23 protein-coding genes are annotated in these 18,814 nt (G+C 58.5%); 15 read left to right on the top strand and 8 right to left on the bottom strand.

The window, feature by feature from the left end:
• Positions 1-151: 151 nt before the first annotated feature.
• From ACR0JG_RS15505 to ACR0JG_RS15480, 6 genes are all read left to right on the top strand, one after another.
• The gene (locus ACR0JG_RS15505; protein ID WP_170424281.1) at positions 152-829 is read left to right on the top strand and encodes an SURF1 family protein; all 678 of its coding nucleotides are present in this window, start codon (positions 152-154) and stop codon (positions 827-829) included.
• Positions 826-2,214, top strand: a complete 1,389-nt coding sequence (thrC, locus tag ACR0JG_RS15500) for a threonine synthase (protein WP_170397312.1) — start codon at positions 826-828, stop codon at positions 2,212-2,214. The genes ACR0JG_RS15505 and thrC overlap by 4 nt, the downstream gene beginning before the upstream one ends.
• Positions 2,211-3,473 (top strand): M16 family metallopeptidase, encoded by a 1,263-nt coding sequence (locus ACR0JG_RS15495; protein WP_170626462.1) that lies wholly within the window; start codon positions 2,211-2,213, stop codon positions 3,471-3,473. Before thrC ends, ACR0JG_RS15495 begins: the two co-directional genes overlap by 4 nt.
• Positions 3,473-4,057: a GNAT family N-acetyltransferase gene (locus tag ACR0JG_RS15490; protein ID WP_170397308.1), complete on the top strand. Its 585-nt coding sequence runs from the start codon at positions 3,473-3,475 to the stop codon at positions 4,055-4,057. Before ACR0JG_RS15495 ends, ACR0JG_RS15490 begins: the two co-directional genes overlap by 1 nt.
• A gap of 128 nt (positions 4,058-4,185) precedes the next feature.
• Positions 4,186-4,977 carry an MBL fold metallo-hydrolase gene (locus ACR0JG_RS15485; protein ID WP_480503856.1) on the top strand — a complete coding sequence of 264 codons (792 nt, stop codon included), beginning with the start codon at positions 4,186-4,188 and terminating at the stop codon, positions 4,975-4,977.
• Between the two features lie 38 nt (positions 4,978-5,015).
• A complete protein-coding gene (locus tag ACR0JG_RS15480) occupies positions 5,016-6,428 on the top strand; it encodes an FAD-binding oxidoreductase (RefSeq protein WP_480570866.1) in 1,413 nt (470 codons plus the stop codon).
• A gap of 39 nt (positions 6,429-6,467) precedes the next feature.
• On the opposite strand, the gene ACR0JG_RS15475 is transcribed toward ACR0JG_RS15480, so the two are convergent.
• From ACR0JG_RS15475 to ACR0JG_RS15465, 3 genes are all read right to left on the bottom strand, one after another.
• Positions 6,468-6,950, bottom strand: a complete 483-nt coding sequence (locus tag ACR0JG_RS15475) for a fasciclin domain-containing protein (protein ID WP_480570863.1) — start codon at positions 6,948-6,950, stop codon at positions 6,468-6,470.
• A gap of 171 nt (positions 6,951-7,121) precedes the next feature.
• Positions 7,122-7,661, bottom strand: coding sequence for an adenine phosphoribosyltransferase (locus ACR0JG_RS15470; protein WP_010441681.1), 540 nt, complete (start codon positions 7,659-7,661; stop codon positions 7,122-7,124).
• A gap of 82 nt (positions 7,662-7,743) precedes the next feature.
• A complete protein-coding gene (locus ACR0JG_RS15465; RefSeq protein WP_480570860.1) occupies positions 7,744-7,878 on the bottom strand; it encodes a hypothetical protein in 135 nt (44 codons plus the stop codon).
• Between the two features lie 107 nt (positions 7,879-7,985).
• Here ACR0JG_RS15465 and ACR0JG_RS15460 point away from each other — a divergent pair, with 107 nt between their 5' ends.
• A complete protein-coding gene (locus ACR0JG_RS15460; RefSeq protein ID WP_170397300.1) occupies positions 7,986-8,159 on the top strand; it encodes a hypothetical protein in 174 nt (57 codons plus the stop codon).
• A 2-nt stretch (positions 8,160-8,161) separates the two neighbouring features.
• Here the strand turns inward: ACR0JG_RS15460 and ACR0JG_RS15455 are convergent, their stop codons facing one another.
• The gene (locus ACR0JG_RS15455; RefSeq protein WP_170397298.1) at positions 8,162-8,791 is read right to left on the bottom strand and encodes a LysE family translocator; all 630 of its coding nucleotides are present in this window, start codon (positions 8,789-8,791) and stop codon (positions 8,162-8,164) included.
• A gap of 284 nt (positions 8,792-9,075) precedes the next feature.
• Between ACR0JG_RS15455 and ACR0JG_RS15450 the strand changes: the two genes are divergently transcribed.
• Positions 9,076-9,933 carry an alpha/beta hydrolase gene (locus ACR0JG_RS15450; protein WP_480570857.1) on the top strand — a complete coding sequence of 286 codons (858 nt, stop codon included), beginning with the start codon at positions 9,076-9,078 and terminating at the stop codon, positions 9,931-9,933.
• A 2-nt stretch (positions 9,934-9,935) separates the two neighbouring features.
• Here the strand turns inward: ACR0JG_RS15450 and ACR0JG_RS15445 are convergent, their stop codons facing one another.
• Positions 9,936-10,808 carry an S-methyl-5'-thioadenosine phosphorylase gene (locus tag ACR0JG_RS15445; protein WP_480570854.1) on the bottom strand — a complete coding sequence of 291 codons (873 nt, stop codon included), beginning with the start codon at positions 10,806-10,808 and terminating at the stop codon, positions 9,936-9,938.
• A 205-nt stretch (positions 10,809-11,013) separates the two neighbouring features.
• Between ACR0JG_RS15445 and ACR0JG_RS15440 the strand changes: the two genes are divergently transcribed.
• Positions 11,014-12,648 carry a SulP family inorganic anion transporter gene (locus tag ACR0JG_RS15440; RefSeq protein WP_170404268.1) on the top strand — a complete coding sequence of 545 codons (1,635 nt, stop codon included), beginning with the start codon at positions 11,014-11,016 and terminating at the stop codon, positions 12,646-12,648.
• Between the two features lie 30 nt (positions 12,649-12,678).
• On the opposite strand, the gene ACR0JG_RS15435 is transcribed toward ACR0JG_RS15440, so the two are convergent.
• Positions 12,679-13,323, bottom strand: coding sequence for a CatB-related O-acetyltransferase (locus tag ACR0JG_RS15435; protein WP_480570851.1), 645 nt, complete (start codon positions 13,321-13,323; stop codon positions 12,679-12,681).
• Positions 13,323-13,928, bottom strand: a complete 606-nt coding sequence (locus ACR0JG_RS15430; protein WP_170397289.1) for a flavin reductase family protein — start codon at positions 13,926-13,928, stop codon at positions 13,323-13,325. Before ACR0JG_RS15430 ends, ACR0JG_RS15435 begins: the two co-directional genes overlap by 1 nt.
• Positions 13,929-14,000: 72 nt before the next feature.
• Between ACR0JG_RS15430 and ACR0JG_RS15425 the strand changes: the two genes are divergently transcribed.
• The 5 genes from ACR0JG_RS15425 to ACR0JG_RS15405 all read left to right on the top strand — a co-directional run bounded on the left by ACR0JG_RS15425 (position 14,001) and on the right by ACR0JG_RS15405 (position 17,051).
• Positions 14,001-14,495, top strand: coding sequence for a GNAT family N-acetyltransferase (locus ACR0JG_RS15425; protein WP_170397287.1), 495 nt, complete (start codon positions 14,001-14,003; stop codon positions 14,493-14,495).
• 53 nt (positions 14,496-14,548) lie between these two features.
• Entirely contained in the window at positions 14,549-15,316 is a 768-nt protein-coding gene (locus ACR0JG_RS15420) for an EcsC family protein (protein ID WP_170404266.1), read from the top strand.
• Between the two features lie 80 nt (positions 15,317-15,396).
• The gene (locus tag ACR0JG_RS15415; protein WP_170799852.1) at positions 15,397-15,882 is read left to right on the top strand and encodes an NUDIX hydrolase; all 486 of its coding nucleotides are present in this window, start codon (positions 15,397-15,399) and stop codon (positions 15,880-15,882) included.
• A 71-nt stretch (positions 15,883-15,953) separates the two neighbouring features.
• On the top strand, positions 15,954-16,409 hold the full coding sequence (locus ACR0JG_RS15410) for a DUF1178 family protein (protein WP_170799855.1): 456 nt from the start codon (positions 15,954-15,956) through the stop codon (positions 16,407-16,409).
• A gap of 3 nt (positions 16,410-16,412) precedes the next feature.
• Positions 16,413-17,051: an SDR family NAD(P)-dependent oxidoreductase gene (locus ACR0JG_RS15405; protein WP_480570848.1), complete on the top strand. Its 639-nt coding sequence runs from the start codon at positions 16,413-16,415 to the stop codon at positions 17,049-17,051.
• On the opposite strand, the gene ACR0JG_RS15400 is transcribed toward ACR0JG_RS15405, so the two are convergent.
• Positions 17,045-17,401 carry a hypothetical protein gene (locus tag ACR0JG_RS15400; RefSeq protein WP_170397277.1) on the bottom strand — a complete coding sequence of 119 codons (357 nt, stop codon included), beginning with the start codon at positions 17,399-17,401 and terminating at the stop codon, positions 17,045-17,047. The genes ACR0JG_RS15405 and ACR0JG_RS15400 overlap by 7 nt on opposite strands.
• Positions 17,402-17,556: 155 nt before the next feature.
• Between ACR0JG_RS15400 and ACR0JG_RS15395 the strand changes: the two genes are divergently transcribed.
• Entirely contained in the window at positions 17,557-18,795 is a 1,239-nt protein-coding gene (locus ACR0JG_RS15395) for an aspartate kinase (RefSeq protein ID WP_170397275.1), read from the top strand.
• Positions 18,796-18,814: the final 19 nt, after the last annotated feature.

Genomic DNA, 18,814 nt, shown 5'->3' with positions numbered 1-18,814 from the left:
CGCAGGTGATCCAATTGCAAAAGCCGCCCCACGGGGCGGCTTTTTCTCAATCAGGGGCGCAAGATTGCGCCCCATACAATTACATGGTTGCACTTCGGTTCACGTGCCCCTTAACAAGGCGCCGGTTCCCGCAACAAGGTCTGATCCCAATATGCGTCGCATTCTGTTTCTGCTGATCTTCGGCTTTGCCGGTCTGGGCCTGCTGTTGTCGCTGGGCATTTGGCAACTGCAGCGGCTGACCTGGAAACAGGAGGTGCTGGCCGAAATCGAAAGCCGCATCGCTGCCGATCCTGTCGCCTTGCCATTGCAGGTGTCCGAAGATGCGGACAAATACCTGCCGGTGACGGTCACAGGCGAGATCGAACCGGGCGAGATCCACGTTTTGGTTTCGGTCAAGCAGGTGGGGCCGGGGTATCGGATCATCCAGTCCTTTACCACCGACGACCGGACTATTCTGGTGGATCGCGGCTTTGTGCCGACCACAGCCAAGCAGGCTGTTCGCCTGACTGGCCCGATGGAAATCACCGGCAACCTGCACTGGCCCGATGAAGTTGATGGCTACACGCCTGACGCAGATATTGACGGCAACATCTGGTTCGCCCGAGATGTGCCCAATCTGGCCGCCGCGCTGGGGGCTGAGCCGGTGTTGCTAATTGCCCGCTCGGAAACCGATCCGAATGTAACGCCAATGCCGGTGGATACGGCGGGCATCCCCAACGATCATTTGCAATACGCAATCATCTGGTTTGGTCTTGCTCTGGTCTGGGCCGCAATGACCGGATACTTCCTGTGGCGCAGCCGTGCCAATTCCGAAAGTGACGCGACATGAAATACATCTCGACCCGCGGGCAGGCGCCCGAACTGACCTTTGAAGAGGCGATGCTGACCGGACTGGCCCGTGATGGTGGTCTGTACTTGCCCGCTGAAATTCCGGTGATGTCGCAGGACGAAATTGCTGCGTTGGCTGGCCTGTCCTACGAAGAAATCGCATTCCGCGTGATGTGGCCCTATGTGAGTGGCTCGTTCTCCGATGATGAGTTCAAAAAGATCATAGCGCGCGCTTATGAGGGCTTCGGCCATGACGCCCGCGCGCCCTTGAAGCAGCTGAACGAGAACCATTTTCTACTGGAGCTGTTTCACGGACCCACACTGGCCTTCAAAGATTTTGCCATGCAGCTAATCGGCCAGCTGTTCCAGGTCGCGCTCAAACGGCGCGAAGATCGCGTTACCATTGTCGGCGCGACGAGCGGTGACACCGGTTCTGCCGCAATCGAAGCGTTCCGTGGCCTGGATGCGGTGGATGTGTTCATCCTGTTCCCGCATGGCCGTGTTTCGGAAGTGCAACGCCGTCAGATGACGACTCCTGCCGACAGCAATGTGCACGCTTTGGCCGTGGATGGCGATTTCGATGACTGTCAGGCCGCGCTGAAAGACATGTTCAACGATTTCGACTTCCGTGATGGGGTGAAGCTGGCCGGGGTGAACTCGATCAACTTCGCCCGTGTGCTGGCACAGATCGTTTACTATTTCTCCGCCGCCGTCAGCCTCGGCGCGCCACATCGCAAGGTCAGCTTTACCGTGCCGACAGGGAATTTCGGTGATATCTTCGCAGGCTATCTGGCCAAACGCATGGGGCTGCCCATCGATCGTCTGGTGGTGGCGACCAACCAGAACGACATCCTGCACCGTTGCCTCTCAGGCGAGGGGTATTTCAAGGGTGACACGATCCCTTCGATCAGCCCGTCGATGGATATTCAGGTCAGCTCGAACTTTGAACGTGCACTGTACTACGCCTATGGCGAAGATGGCGGCGCAGTCGCTCAGTTGATGGATGAACTCAAGAGCGGAGGCTTCAATGTCAGCCAAGGCGCGATGGAGGCTCTGCGAGAAAGCTTTGACTCGGGCCGCGTTTCTGAGGACGAGACGCTTGAGACGATCAGGCGCACGATGGTCCACAGCGCCGAGTTGGTTTGTCCGCACACCGCCGTTGGGATCAAAGTGGCTGAAGACCACCGCGCTGCCGATGTGCCCATGATCACGCTCGCAACCGCGCATCCCGCGAAGTTCCCGGCGGCGGTCGAGAAGGCAAGCGGCGAACATCCGCCTCTTCCATCCCGCATGTCTGATCTGTATGAACGTCCGGAACGGGTGACCCGCGTTGCGAACGATCTGGGTGCCCTTGAGGATCATATCAGAAGGCATATTGCTGAGTGACAGTCAGACAGGACCAACTGAAGAACGGATTTCGTATCGTCAGTGAACATATGCCGGGGCTGCAATCTGCGGCCATCGGCATCTGGGTAACCGCCGGTGGCCGGCACGAGCGGATCGAGCAGAACGGTATCGCGCATTTCCTTGAGCATATGGCGTTCAAGGGAACCCAGCGGCGTTCTGCGCTGCAAATCGCCGAAGCGATCGAGGATGTGGGCGGGTACATCAACGCCTATACCTCGCGCGAAGTTACGGCCTATTATGCACGCGTACTGAAGGACGATGTGGCGCTGGCCATGGATGTCATCGGCGACATCGTCCTGAACCCGGTATTCGACCCGCGCGAGATCGAGGTCGAGCGCGGCGTGATCCTGCAGGAGATCGGTCAGGCCTATGATACGCCGGACGATGTAATCTTTGACTGGCTGCAAGAGCAGAGCTATCACGACCAACCCCTTGGCCGCACCATTCTGGGCCCGACCGAGCGCGTCAGTGCGTTTTCCCGCGAGGACTTGTCTGGTTTCGTGGCCGAACACTACGGGCCGGAACAGATGATCCTGTCTGCAGCTGGAGCTGTGGACCACGATGCGCTGATGAAACTGGCCGAAGAGATGTTCGGCCACCTGCAGCCGCGCAAGGGTCTGATCCCCGACGCTGCGCGGTTCACTGGTGGTGAGGCGCGGCAGGAGAAAGAACTGGAGCAGGCGCATTTCGCGCTGGCGCTGGAAAGTCCGGGCTATCGCGATGATGCGATCTATACGGCCCAGATTTACTCGACCGCTCTGGGTGGAGGCATGTCCTCGCGCCTGTTTCAGGAAGTGCGCGAGACGCGCGGGCTTTGCTATACGATCTTTGCTCAGACCGGTGCTTATGCGGATACCGGTACGACAACGATTTACGCAGGCACCTCGGCCGATCAGGTGGGCGAATTGGCGACGATTACCATCGACGAGATGAAGCGCGCTGCCGAAGACATGAGCGCAGAAGAGGTTGCCCGCGCGCGGGCCCAGATGAAGGCCGGGATGCTGATGGGGCTGGAAAGCCCGTCGAACCGGGCCGAACGGCTGGCGCGGCTGGTGCAGATCTGGGGACGTGTGCCCTCGCTTGAGGACACCGTGGCCAAGATCGATGCGGTCAGCACCGAGGACGTGCGTGCCTTTGCCGAAGACATGGCAGTCAAAGCCCCTGCAGCGCTGGCGTTGTATGGGCCGGTCTCGGGCGCACCGACGCTGGTGGATCTGCAGGAGAGGCGTGCGGCGTGATGCTGTTAGGCAGACGCAAGCTGAAACTCGAAACCGAGCGCTTGACGCTGCGCCCGCCCATGCATTCCGACTTCAACGACTGGACCGCCCTGCGGCGTGCTTCAAAGGACTATCTGGTGCCGTGGGAGCCGGTTTGGGCCAAGGACCATCTGAGCCGAAAGTCGTTTACCAACCGGGTCTATTGGGCCCAGCGCTCAGTCGCGAGTGGAACGGCGATACCTCTGTTCCTGTTTCGTCGCACAGACAATATTCTGCTAGGGGCGATCACGTTGGACAATGTTCGCCGTGGTCCGGCGCAGGCTGGCACCTTGGGCTATTGGACCGGGCAGGCCTTTGCGCGTCAGGGGTTCATGCGCGAAGCAATTGGCGCCGTTGTTCATCACGCCTTCACCCGTCTGGATTTAAGCCGGATCGAGGCCGCGTGTTTGCCTGAGAACAAGGCCTCTCGCGGTCTGCTGGAAAGCTCAGGCTTCAAATACGAAGGCGTGGCGCAGTCTTATCTGCAGATCAATGGGCGCTGGCGAACACATGTTCTGTATGCCAGCCTAAGGTCCGATCGTCGGGGCAAGACTGAGGCAGGCTAGAGGGCTCTGCCGCCAGGCATGGCAAGCCTCCTGTCCTGGAGATATCCGTGGCCAGATCAACAAGGGCATGACTTGTTGGCCCATTGCGCTACACTTGCCCTATGTGGCGGTTTGTTGCGGGACTGATGATGATTGCATGCGGGGCTGTGGCGCAGGAGCGGCGGCCTAGTCACTGTATCGCCATCGCAGATGCGGCACCGGGGATTGAATATCTTCACAAAGCGGCGTGGCAGGATCCCGTGCCCGAGTTTTCGGTTCGTATCAGCTATGTCGCGCATGCATCGTTTCTGATCCAGACACAGGGCGGGCTGAACGCGGTGACCGATTTCACCGGTTTTATCGGCGGCGCTGCGCTAATTCCTGACGTGGTCACAATGAACCATGCGCACAGCACCCACTGGACTGCCCATCCCGATCCGGCCATCCCGTATGTCTTGCCGGGCTGGGGCGAGTTCGGCGAAGGCATCGAGCACCATCTTGATCTGGGTGAGATGCTGATTCGCAATGTGTCGACCGATATCCGTTCGGCCTATGGCGGTATTGAAGACCGCGGAAACTCGATCTTTGTGTTCGAGGTCGAAGGGTTGTGCATCGGCCATCTGGGGCACCTGCATCACATTCCGTCGGATGAACAATTCGCTGCACTGGGTCGGCTGGATGTGGTCATGGCGGCGGTGGACGGAGGCACCACGATGCCCTTGCCCGAGATGGTTCAGGTTCTGAAACGCCTCAAAAGCTCGGTCATTATCCCGATGCATTGGTTCTCGGACTTTTCGCTCCAGCGGTTTTTGGTGGATATTCGGGATGAATTCCCGGTTGAACGGGATGGGGTGTCCGAGATTGTCGTCTCGTTGCGCACGCTGCCCGACAGGCCGACGGTTGTGGTGCTGGAGCCTCAGTACCTGATAGAGCTGGAATAGGGCTTGTCGCGGCCCGTGGCCTTTGGCAGGGAAGAGCCATGAAACTGAACCCTGCAGACAGCCGCCTTGCCGAAGCAATCAGAACCCGATTGGGTGCTGACGTCTTGCGCCCGATTGCAGATCGTTACCTTGAAGAGCCGCGTCAGCGGTTTGTCGGGCAGCCCGGTTTGCTTGCCTTGCCACGCACTGTGGAAGATGTGTCGGCTCTGGTGCAATTGGCCGCAGACGCTCGGGTGCCTGTTGTCCCTTATGGCGGCGGCACCGGTCTGGTAGGAGGGCAGGTTGTTCCGGATGGTCCTGTCCCTTTGATCGTTTCCCTGGAACGGATGACGGCGATACGCGCGACTTACCCCACCGAGAACATACTTGTGGCCGAGGCCGGTGCCATTCTGGCCGATGTCCAAACCGCCGCTGAAGACGCGGACCGTCTATTTCCCCTGTCGCTGGCTGCGCAGGGTTCTTGCCGGATTGGCGGCAATCTGGCCACCAATGCGGGTGGCGTGAATGTGCTGCGCTATGGCAATGCACGCGATCTGTGCCTGGGGCTTGAAGTGGTATTGCCCAGTGGTGAGATATGGCAGGGGCTTAGCCGGTTGCGTAAGGACAACACCGGTTATGACCTGCGAAACCTGATGATCGGGTCCGAAGGGACACTTGGCATCATCACCGCGGCAGCGTTGAAGCTGTTCCCGCGACCCAGGGGCGTTGGAACCGCAATGTTTCAGGTCTCCTCACCCGAGGCTGCCATTGATCTGTTGTCAGTGGCGCGGGATCAAGTGGGAGAAGCGGTCAGTACGTTTGAGTTGATCCATGGGCAGGGCCTCGAATTCCTGACCGAGGTTTTGCCCGACGTGCGGCAACCCTTTGCGGCAACACCGGAATGGAGTGTGTTGATCGAGCTGGGCTTGTCGGTCGGCCAAGACCCTTCGGACATGCTTGAGGCGATTTATGTCGCCGCTGATGAGCGCGATCTGGTCCGCGATGCGGTCATCGCGCAGAGCGAAGCACAGCGGTCCGAACTCTGGGCCGTGCGCGAGCGCATCCCCGAGGCCAACCGGCTGATCGGATCAGTTTCCAGCCATGATATCTCGGTCCCGATTTCCCGCATTCCAGAGTTCATTCGGCGCGGTGCGGATGTGGTGGCCGGGCAGGGGCCGTTTCGCGTAAACTGCTTTGGCCATCTGGGCGACGGTAATCTGCACTACAACGTATTTCCACCTGCCGGGCAGGACAAGGCGGAGTTTGTCGCACAGCGGGGCGCGGTCAAACGCGCGGTACATGATCTGGTTCATGAATTTGGTGGATCGGTCAGCGCCGAACACGGTGTCGGTCGGCTCAAGACAGATGATCTGGAACGCTATGGCGATCCGGTCAAGTTGCAGGCCATGAGGGCGATCAAAGCAGCGCTTGATCCTCAGGGGATTATGAACCCCGGGGCGGTTCTGGCCTAATAGACGCGCCCCGGACGTATACCGGGGCGCTGCGGTTCTTTACGACGCGGGCAGAATGACCTTGTCGATCACATGGATCACGCCGTTCTCGGCTTCGATATCGGCTTGCACAACGTTGGCATCATTCACCATGACGCCATTGTCGAGATCGATGGTGATATCTCCGCCCTGCACGGTGGCGGCGGTCATGTCATCGGACAGATCACCCGACATCACTTTGCCCGGGACAACGTGATAGGTCAGCACTGCGACCAACTGTTCCTTGTTTTCGGGCTTCAGAAGATTTTCGACCGTGCCCTCGGGGAGCGCTGCAAAAGCCTCATCCGTTGGGGCGAAAACGGTGAACGGCCCTTCGCCTTTCAGCGTTTCAACCAGTTCGGCGGCCTGAACGGCAGCGACGAGCGTTTCAAAACTGCCCGCGCCCACCGCAGTATCGACGATATCCTTGGCGTGCCCATCTGCCAAAGCAGAGGTGGTCAACAGAAGACTGGCAACTCCAGCAACAGCGAATTTGCGCAACATGACATGATTTCCCTTGTTGAGAATGCCCTAGGTGGCATCATTCGGGGTACGCAGTCAGGTCGCGACAAGATCACAGAATCCAGAGGCAACTGTTTCTTGAATGTGACCCCAATCGCGCTAAGCCTGCGGCGCACGCGATTTCCAGTCACGAGTTTGTGAATTTTGTGGAGATCAGAGCCCTTCGAACTCGCACAGAACGTGCACGTCCATGCCCAAATCTTCCAGCGCTTTGCGACCACCCAATTCGGGCAGATCGATGATGAACGCGCATGAGATGATCTCGCCGCCCAGCCGTTCGATCAGCTTGATCCCCGCGGCGGCGGTGCCTCCGGTAGCCAGAAGATCATCAACGACCAGGATCTTCTCACCCGGTTGGATGGCGTCATCGTGAATTTCGACGATCGCCTCGCCATATTCCAGCTTGTAGTCCTGGCTGATCGTGGTGCCGGGCAGTTTGCCCTTTTTGCGGATCGGCACGAATCCAACGCTCAGCTGGTGGGCAATCGCACCGCCCAGAATAAAGCCGCGCGCCTCAAGGCCCACAACCTTGTCGATTCGCTCACCGGCGTAAGGGTGCAACATCTGGTCGATTGCCATGCGGAACCCACGCGGGTCGGCAAACAGGGTGGTGACATCGCGGAACATGATCCCTTCATGCGGGAAATCGACGATGGTCCGAATGTAATCCTTGACCGTTTTGTTTCTGGACATGGGCCACCCCTTTGGCATCAAACACGCGCGGGGTATTTCGCCCATAAGGTGCGGTCATGCAAGAGAACTCTGGACCCTGCGGCTACTTGCTGCGGCCTCGCATGGCGTTAGGCAGACCGTAGTAGCGATACAGCGCGTTCGGAAGCCAGGACAGGTGCGGCTTGCGCCAGTTGCGTTGATCCCGAAGAAGAATGGCTTGCGCGACATGAAAGTTCATTGCTTTAATCTCGCTTTTGCTGTTATGTGCGCGATATCTACATTTTATATTCTATGTATATACAATGTATCGCACTTAGAATCAAGGGCAGGACGGGGACTGGACGTGTGACCAAGAAAGATGGAAAGAAATCTACCAAGAAAAACAGTCAGTTGGTTTTGCGCCTCGACAAGGATGAGCGCGATGCATTCGTCGAGTTGTGCAGGGATCTGGACACCTCTGCCGCCCGCGAAATCCGCCGGTTTATCCGGGGGTTCATGAAGGAAAACGCTGAAAACTGAAATCACGCCGGGCGGCGCAGAACCGCTGTGGCGATGCCCATTCCGATCAGGGTCAACCCTCCGAACCGGGTCATGGTCGTGATGACATTCGCGCGTCCGATCATCCGGCGTAACTTGTCCGCCAGCAGCGCATAGGCCAGCGCGTTCAGCCCCGCGAGACCCACAAATGTTGCGATCAGGATCGCGAATTGCGGACCCAAAGGCTCGGCTGGACGCAAGAATTGCGGTACGAAAGCGATGAAGAAGGCAATGGACTTCGGGTTCAGCGCGGTGACTGCAGCGGCATGGCCAAAAACACTGCGGGCGGTCACGTCACGTTCGGTTTCAATTGCTTGCAGCCCGCCCGACGGCGCGCTGCGCAGGAGTTTGACACCCAGCCAGACCAGATAGGCTGCCCCAACCCATTTCAGCACGGTAAACAGTGTGGCAGAGGCCAGCACCAGCGCCCCCAGCCCCAGCAGCGACGCGGTCATCGCCACCAAATCCCCCAATGCGACCCCGGTGGCCGAGGCAACCGCCACACTGCGTCCTTTCGACAGCGCATAGCTAAGCACCAGCAACACGGTCGGGCCTGGGATCAGCAGCAGCGCGGTCGAAGCGGCCACAAAGGCCAGCCAGATTTCAATGGACATGGAGTATCCTATTAGAGTGTTTCCCACACCAAGCCTTGGCACGACGTATTGGTCAAGGCTTTGCGGGCACATTCTCGTGGTGAAACACCGGCTCCAACGGGTTGGCGTTCGGATTTGCGAAGCCGGGGTCGCCTAAATACCGAGGACATGGGGCAGGGAATTCAGGCGTGCAATGCGATCTGGGATTGCCGCAACAGGTTTAAGATTGGATGAAGCTTGGCTTATGCATCTTGAAACGCCTCCAATGCACCCCACTCTCGCAATGCGACCCAAAGGAGGGAGCCATGGTTCAAACCCAACACGCTGAGGCCGATACCGGCCGCGCCAGATCCGGTGTCGAGCGCCTCAAAAGAATCTTGGTAGGACTGCTGTTGGCCGCGGCGATCTTGTATGCGGGCGTCCTCGGATACATGTTTTTCAACCAGCAATCTCTGCTGTACAAACCCGAAGGTACGTTACCGGATCCGGCTTCGGTGGGGTTGGCGGATGTTGATGCGCTGTCGCTGACAATGGCTGATGGTACTGCCCTGACGGTCTGGGCTGCACCCGCTGCAATCCCGGATGCACCGACCGTCCTATTCTTCCACGGCCAAAGCGGCAATCTGGGGGACCGCGCTGAACGGCTGCGCGAAATCCTCAACTCGGGCTACGGGCTGCTTGCCCCCAGCTATCGCGGCTTTCCGGGCAGCGAAGGCGAGCCCTCGGAACTGGCGCTGATCTCTGATGGAGTTCAGCTCTATGACAGGCTGGCGGGTCAGGGCGAAGCTGTGGTGCTGCACGGTCAGAGCCTTGGCACCGGCATTGCCGCCGCTGTGGCTGCCGAGCGTCCTGATGCAGAACTTCTGGTGCTTGAGGCCCCGTTCACTGCAACCGTTGATGTCGCGGCGGAACGCTATCCTTTTCTGCCGGTCTCAGCCTTGATGAGGGATCAGTTCGCCACACGTGATCTTATCGAACAGATCTCGGTGCCGACGTTGATTTTTCACGGCACCGAGGATGAAACTATTCCACTGCATCACGGAAAAGCTCTGGCCGAGATGTCTGATACCGCGCAGATTTACGTGATCCCCGACGGCACCCACAACGATTTGTGGTCGCGTGGCCTATGGGACGAAGTGCAAAAGAAACTGTCGCAGTACTGAGTTTATAACACCCGCCCAGCCACAGCATCCAGCTTGGCCAACAATTCCGGATCGCGCTTTTCAGGCGCGGTCAGGATGGCATACTCCAGCGCCCGGTCGCAGCCATGCGGGCAGGGCGCACGGTCGGTCCCCAGCAGAGTGGGTAGACCTTTGACCAATGCCCGGCCTTTTTCCGCATTACCGGTCAGCGTGGCGATGATGGCGGCCACGTCGACTTCACCGTGATCAGGGTGCCAGCTGTCATAGTCGGTGACCATGGCAATTGAGGCATAACAAAGCTCGGCCTCGCGGGCGAGTTTCGCTTCGGGCATGTTGGTCATGCCGATCACGTCGCACCCCCATTGTTCGCGATATAATTTGGATTCCGCCAATGACGAGAATTGCGGTCCTTCCATCGCCAGATAGGTTCCACCTCGGTGGATGGTGATGCCAGCCGTCTTGCCAGCAGTCTCACAAGCGTCCGACAGGCGCGGGCAGGTCGGATGCGCAACACTGACATGGGCGACGCAGCCAGTCCCGAAAAAGCTCTTTTCACGGGCAAATGTTCGATCGATGAACTGATCCACGATCACGAAATCACCCGGCGCCATATGCTCGCGGAACGACCCGCAGGCCGAGACCGAGATCACATCCGTTACGCCAAGCCGTTTCAACGCGTCGATATTGGCGCGATAGGGCACCTCGGTCGGCGAGTGCACATGTCCGCGACCGTGACGCGGCAAGAAGGCCATTTCGACCCCATCCAGCGACCCGGTCAGGATCTGATCCGACGGATTGCCCCATGGCGTTTCCACAGTGACCCACTCGGCATTCTCTAGACCATCGATGTCATAAATGCCTGATCCTCCAACGACGGCGATTTTTGTTTGGGTCACGAGTGCTCTCCGTTGAAAATTCCTGCTGTGTGAGTTCTGCGGGCCACAGCTTCATTTGACAAGTGGGTTCAACGGTTTGTGTGCGCTTGGGTCAAGCTATGCGCACGGCGCATATCAGGGTCCCGCCTGGCGCGGTATCTCAAGACCGGTTTGACCGCTAGAAGGCCCCTTTCGCGCGAACAAAACCGACCAACAGGACCGATCCATGCCCCGAGCCATGCTGGCAAGCTTTGCCAATCGTATAGCCAAACCCGATTTGCGCTGGGTCCCGGATGAGGGATTGACCTTTTCCCGCCTGCGGATCGAGTTGCTGTCCGGTCTCACCGTCGCCTTGGCGCTGGTCCCCGAAGCCGTGGCCTTTGCCTTTGTCGCCGGGGTGCACCCTCTGGTCGGGCTTTATGCCGCATTCCTGGTTGGTCTGATCACTGCGTTGATCGGTGGTCGCCCCGGCATGATCTCGGGCGCAACCGGGGCGCTTGCGGTTGTCATGGTCGCATTGGTTGCGCAGCACGGGGTCGAATACCTGTTCGCTACAGTGGTGCTGATGGGGATTATGCAGATTATCGCAGGAGCGATGCATTGGGGCCGGTTCATCCGTCTTGTGCCGCACCCGGTGATGCTGGGCTTTGTGAACGGCCTGGCGATTGTGATCTTTCTGGCGCAGCTGGGGCAATTCAAAGTGCCCGGAACCATGGAAAATACCGGCCACGGCATGGGCGGTGGCGAGTGGCTTTCGGGCCTACAGCTCTACACAATGCTGGGTCTGGTCGCTCTGACCATGGCTGTGATCTGGATCATGCCCCGCATCACCCGCGTCATCCCAGCGCCTCTGGCCGGGATTTTTGTTGTCGCTGCTTTGGTCATTGGCATTGGGCTGGACGTCCCGCGTGTCGGTGATCTGGCTTCGATCGAAGGCGGCCTGCCCAGCTTCCATATACCTATGGTGCCGCTGAACTGGGAGACCTTTGAAATCATCCTGCCCTATGCCCTGATCCTTGCCGCAATCGGTCTGATTGAATCCCTGCTGACGCTAAACCTTGTGGGTGAGATCACCGGCAAGCGCGGTGGTGCTTCGCAGGAATGTATCGCGCAGGGCACAGCGAACGTAGTCACCGGTTTCTTTGGTGGTATGGGCGGTTGTGCGATGATCGGTCAGTCGATGATCAACGTGAAGTCAGGCGGGCGCACGCGTATCGCAGGTATCGCTGCAGCGCTATTTCTGTTGCTCTTCATCCTGGTGGGTTCGCCTCTGATCGAGCAGATTCCACTGGCCGCACTTGTCGGTGTGATGTTCATGGTGGTGATCGGAACCTTCGCCTGGAATTCGCTGAAGATCATGCGCAAGGTGCCTTTGATGGATGCGTTCGTGATCGTACTGGTGACAGTCGTCACCGTGATGGAAGACCTTGCGGTGGCTGTTGTGGTAGGTGTGATTGTCTCTGCCCTGGCTTATGCATGGAATAACGCCAAACGCATCCACGCGGTTACGCGCGACTCGGAAACGGAAGAAGGGGCGAAGGTCTATGAAATTCAGGGCCCGCTGTTCTTTGGCTCGTCCGAGGGCTTCGTGGAGCTGTTCGACGTAAGAAACGACCCCGAGACCGTCATCATCGACTTTGCAGCCAGCCGTGTGGTGGACCAATCCGCGCTGCAGGCTATCGAAAACATCGCCGCCAAATACGAAGCGGCTGGCAAACGCGTCATGCTGCGGCACCTGAGCCGTGACTGTCATACACTGCTGAACAAGGCCGGCCATCTGATGGTCGACAGCGATGATGACCCGGATTACGAACTGGCTGTGGATTATTCGGTCCGCACCGGTATTCTGGGCGGGCACTGAATACGCGAAAGGGCGGCCGGATTGGCCGCCTTATATCTCAGAAGCAATGCGCTCCAACGCATCGATATTGCCTGAAAGCAAGGCATCTTCGGCCCGAGTGATGGTTTCTGCGGGCCAATCCCACCATCGCAAGTCTTGCAGCCTTTCAATCACATCGCGATCAAAACGATAGCGCCGGACTTTTGCCGGATTTCCGGTTACGACTGCATAGGGTGGAACCTGACCCCGCACGACCGAGCCTGCGCCAACAATCGCGCCATTTCCGATCTGCGCTCCGGGTAAAATCAAAGCTCCGTAACCGATCCAGACATCGTGCCCGATAACGGTATCACGTGTATCAGGCTGGTAGCCTGACATGCGATCCGGATCGAAGATTGGAAATGGAAAGCAGGTCAAGCCATCGGTCGCGTGATTTGCGGAGGCTGTGATAAACCTTACTCCATGAGCGATTTGGCAGAACTTGCCCAGCATCAGCTTTTCTTCTGAAAAGGGAAACAGATACGGTGCAAGCCGCTGCGCCCAGTCCTTCGGTGCATCGAAATCCGACGCATAAGTGTAAGCTCCTGCCTCAAAGCGGGGATGATCGATGGCCTGAGACAGAAACACTGTTCCGTTGTGGCTAGTGCCGTCGGGCAGAACAATCGGATATCTGCGTGTAGGATCAGGCAGTGGCATTAGTCATCCGGGCGTGAAAGGCTGAACAATTCTGTCACCACAGAATAGTCCCGATAACCCAACCGCGCGAGCGGGTTGAATGAGGTCACGTCAAATTTGCCGTCACGGATGTGGTCATCGTGCAGGTGCACACCAGTGACCTCTCCGAACACCACCCGATTGGACTCACCCGGCAGAGTTACGATCTGGGTAAGTTTGCATTCCAGCGCTGCGGGCGCTCCCTCGACCCGAGAGCAATTTATGGTTTCGCATTCAACGGGTGTCAGCCCAGCATGAGTGAACTCGTCGACGTGCTTTCCCAAACCCTCTGAGCTGGCATTCATTGCGTCGCGATGCGCATGGGCCACCACGTTGACGCAGAATACCTTCGTGGCCTCGATATTGGCGATGCTGTCCTTGCCGCCATCCTGATCGTGTTTGGAGCCGGTTGAGGCGAACATCACCTGGGGCGGTGTATAAGCGACACCATTGAAGAAGGAATACGGGGCCAGGTTGTTGATCCCGTCAGCATCGCGCGTCGAAATCCAGCCGATAGGGCGTGGGGTTATGATGGCGTTGAAGGGGTTGTGTGGCAGGCCGTGGCCGTCTTCGGGGCGATAGAACATATGGACTCCAAGCGTTTGCCCAAGGCCTATCGAAGTGCTAGGGCGATTTCCAGCAAGGATAAGAGGGCGCGCGTGCAGCAATTCAAGATCAGGCCGGAAGAGCCGGAAGACTGGTGGGAGGTCGAAGCGCTCTATGACCTGTGCTTTGCTCCGGGGCGCGAGGCGTTGTCGTCTTATCGTCTGCGCGATGACGTGCCGCCTGTCGCTGGCCTGTCGCAGGTCGCGCGCGATGGGCAGGGCATTCTGGCTGGTGCAATCCGGTTTTGGCCCGTGCATGTGGGTGAACATGACGCGCTGCTGCTAGGTCCAGTGGCGGTCCACCCGACCCATCAAGGCGAAGGGTTGGGCGGATATCTGATCCATCAGGGGGTAGAGGCCGGACGCGCCAAAGGGTGGGATCGCGTCATGCTTGTGGGCGATGCGCCCTATTATGCCCGGTTCGGGTTCACCCCGCTGACGGGTGTCGAAATGCCCCCGCCCACCAACCCTGATCGCATACTGGGTTTGGAACTGACCCCCGGAGTTTGGTCCGAAATTCAGGGGCTTGTTAGTCGCTGGACCCGTTGACCCATTGAAAACCCGCTGCAAAGTCCCGATGTTTTCAGGACAGGAGGGCACAGATGCAGGACGTGGTTCTTGTCGAAAAACTCGATCCCGAGGCCGAGCTTGATCGGCTTGCGCAGCTGTACGGTGCGGCAGGTGGCGCAGGAGTGAATCTGCTGAACAAGCTTGGTGGTTCGGCGGAATCCTTATTGGATCAGTTACCTAAGCCGGTGCGAGAAGGTCTGACCGAAGCAACCGAACAGGCGCTTTGGCTTGCCATGCATGCGGCCGAAGGCTCTCGGCGTGCCGTGCCGGACCAGAAACCATGGGTCAACACAGCCTTGACTACTGCCATGGGCGCAGCCGGAGGTCTGGGTGGAGTGTCCACAGCACTTGTCGAGCTGCCCGCGACAACCGCCATGATGCTGCGCGCGATCCAAGGCGCAGCGATGCGGGAAGGGTTTGATCCGACCGCCGAGAACGTGAAATTCGACTCGATCCGAGTGTTGTCAGCCGCAGGTCCTTTGGCCGAGGATGACGGGGCTGATCTGGGCTTTTTCTCAATGCGCATGACCCTGACCGGACCGACCATGCAACGCCTCATTGCGATGGTGGCGCCGCGCCTGTCCGTAGTGCTGGGCCAGAAGCTGGCGGCGCAGTCTGTACCGTTGCTTGGGGCGCTTGCCGGGGGCGGTACAAATTTTGTCTATACCCGCTACTACCAGCAGATCGCGCATGTGCATTTTGGGCTGCGTCGATTGGCGATTGATGCCGACATCCCTCATGACGAGCTGGTGCGGCGTTTGTCGGGCCGGATGGCTCTGAACAAGGGGGCTTTCCCGTAAAGCTTGGCAGACTCTGCCGGATATGATAAATATCACTTTATAAACCGCAACATAAGCGGAGCGAGCAGTGGATATGAACCGTGTTTGACGGGCGCAGTAATGGTGCTATCGCCGATCGTTCGGCCGAGAACCTCTCCCTTTCCGGGGCGCTGCCTGTTTATGCTCAATCCGCTGCGCTTTGCTATCGAACCAATGATGGCCTGCCAGAGATTTTGTTGATCACAACGCGCAGGGCGCGGCGCTGGATCATCCCGAAGGGGTGGTTGATCAACGGGCTGACCCCGTCTGAAACAGCCGCCCGCGAGGCCTGGGAAGAGGCTGGTGTTTTGGGGCAGTGCGGAAGCGAAAGCCTTGGTCGGTTTGCCTATATCAAGAACCGGCCTGGCAAGCCATCGGCGCTGTGTCTGGTTGATGTGTTTCCGCTGCATGTGCAGCGATCCGAGGCGCATTTTCCCGAAGCGGGTGAGCGCAGGCGCAAATGGGTTTCGCCCAAAAAGGCGTCATCGAAAGTGGCGTCGCCTGATCTCGCCGCGCTTTTGGGTGGATTCGGGCTGCACCGGCAGTAGCGCGACAAGATCAAGACTTGATATTGCCATGTTGGTCGGTATCTATTCGCCAACCGGATTTTGGATGTGATATGATTCAATACGCATTGAAATGCAGCAATGACCACAGCTTTGACAGTTGGTTTCAATCCGCAGCCGCCTTTGACAAACTGTCAGCGGCCGGGTTGGTAACCTGCGCGGTCTGCGGCTGCGACAAGGTGGAAAAGGCGGTGATGACACCGCGTGTCCGACCTGCGCGCAAGGCGGTGACCGAGGTTGCACCAGAGCAGCCTTCTGCGGATGAGATCAGCATGGCAACACCTTCGCCCGAGATCGCTGAGGTCCTCAGCGAACTGCGTCGAAAGGTCGAGGAAAACTCGGACTATGTGGGCAAGGATTTCGCCAAAGAAGCCCGCAAAATCCATCTGGGGGATGCGCCCGAGCGCGCGATCTATGGTGAGGCCAAGCCCGAAGAGGCGCAATCGCTGATTGAAGACGGCGTGCCGGTCGCACCGTTGCCGTTTGTTCCTAGCCGCAAGACCAACTGACCCATGCACATCGTTGTTACGGGCGCGAACCGAGGGATCGGGAAAACCGTTGCGGATCAATACCGTGCAGAAGGTCATGAAGTGACCGGAACTGCCCGAGACGGTAGCGCAGATATCGTGCTGGATGTCACGGACCCAGAACAGCACGCTGCAATGGCCGCGCAACTGCGAGGCCGCCAGATTGACCTGCTGATCTGCAATGCGGGCGTTTATCTGGACAAAGGACACGACATAAGTGGCTATCCCGCCGAGATGTGGGCGCAAAGCTTTGCCGCCAACGTGACAGGCGTGTTTCTGACCATTCAGTCCTTGTTGCCGAACCTGCGAACCGCGCGGGGCCGGATCGCCATCGTTTCGTCTCAGATGGCGTCACATACGCGCGCGCCGGGTGGCAGCTATATCTATCGTGCGTCAAAGGCGGCGGCGCTGAATTTGGGCCGCAATCTGGCAACTGACTTGCGGGCGGATGGCATTGCGGTGGGTATCTATCACCCGGGCTGGGTGCAGACGGACATGGGTGGAGCTGCGGCAGAGATCACGGTCGATCAGGCGGCAAACGGCTTGATCGAGCGATTTGCGGCTCTCTCGCTCGATACTACCGGTTGTTTTGAAACCTGGGATGGTCGGGCGCACCCTTACTGAGAGTTCAGGGCCGCCTTGGGGATTTCGTAGACTTCACCGGGATCAATGAAGATCACCATGATATCACCGCGTGTCTCATAGGTCAGTTTCGATGTCGAACTGCTGGAATCCGGCACGCCTTTGGTGAAGTAAATCCGCCGGACCTCGCCAGTGTTCAACTGAACCGCCAACGTCGCCGTTCCATCTTCGCGCTTCCGCAATTCGGCCGGACAACTGGCCAGTGTATCACCTGCCAATGCAGCGCATGGAACGGTGCCTAATGAGTTCTCGCCATCCGTTCCCGATAAGGTTGCCACTTGGGCATTTGCGGCAGTCGAAACCAGGCTTAGGGCAAGGGCAAAGCGGAACATTGAAATCCTCGTGGAATAAGACTTTGACCGAACGCTTACACCACGCACGACCAAAGTAAAGCACTGCGGTGCAGACTTTGCCCACTTGCCCTTGCGCCCCCCCTCGCATAAGAGGCACGGGATCAGCAATTCAAGGCGCGGAGACACTAGCCCCCATGCCCGTACTCGTGATGAAATTCGGCGGCACATCGGTCGCCAATCTGGACCGGATCCGCCGTGCTGCCAAACGGGTTGGTGTCGAGGTAGCCAAAGGCTATGACGTCATCGTCATCGTTTCGGCGATGTCCGGCAAGACCAACGAGCTGGTGGGCTGGGTCGATGAAATCTCTCCGCTCTATGACGCGCGCGAATATGATGCCGTTGTCTCCTCTGGTGAAAACGTTACAGCTGGCCTGATGGCGCTGACCCTGCAGGAAATGGACATCCCGGCGCGCAGCTGGCAGGGTTGGCAGGTGCCGCTGATCACCAACGGTGCCCATTCAGCGGCCCGGATCGAAGAAATCCCGCCCGAGAATATCAACCAGAAATTCGGCGAAGGGATGCGCGTTGCGGTGGTCGCGGGCTTCCAGGGCATCAGCCCCGAAGGTCGCATCACCACGCTGGGTCGGGGCGGTTCGGACACCACTGCCGTGGCTTTTGCTGCCGCTTTCGAAGCCGAGCGTTGCGACATCTATACGGATGTGGACGGTGTCTATACGACCGACCCGCGCATCTGTGAAAAGGCGCGCAAGCTGGACAAAATCTCGTTCGAGGAAATGCTCGAACTGGCCTCGCTGGGGGCCAAAGTGCTTCAAACCCGCTCGGTCGAGCTGGCGATGCGCTACAAGGTGAAACTGCGCGTTCTCTCAAGCTTTGAGGAACAATCCGACGAGGCCGGTACACTGGTCTGCGACGAGGAGGATATCATGGAATCCAATGTTGTGGCCGGTGTGGCCTATTCCCGCGACGAAGCCAAGATGACCGTCGTTTCCGTGGCGGACCGTCCCGGCATCGCCTCGATCATCTTTACCGCGCTCAGCGACGAGGGCGTGAACGTGGACATGATCGTCCAGAATATCTCGGACGAAGGGCGCACCGACATGACCTTCTCCTGTCCGACCAATCAGGTCTCCCGCGCCGAAAAGGCATTGCTGGCGATCAAGGATCAGGGTGAGCTGAACTACGCCGAACTGGTTGCGGATGAGGATGTTTGCAAGGTCTCAGTTGTCGGGATCGGTATGCGCTCGCAATCCGGTGTTGCGGCCAAGATGTTCAAGATTCTCTCGGATGAGGGGATTAACATCAAGGTCATTACAACCTCCGAGATCAAAATTTCCGTCCTGATCGACAGGAAATACATGGAACTTGCGGTTCAGGCACTGCATGATGCCTTTGAACTGGACAAGGCGGCCTGAGCTTTCAGCCAAGTGTCCT

This window comes from Ruegeria sp. AD5, assembly GCF_056542345.1.
This window is presented reverse-complemented; position numbering and strand designations above follow the sequence as displayed.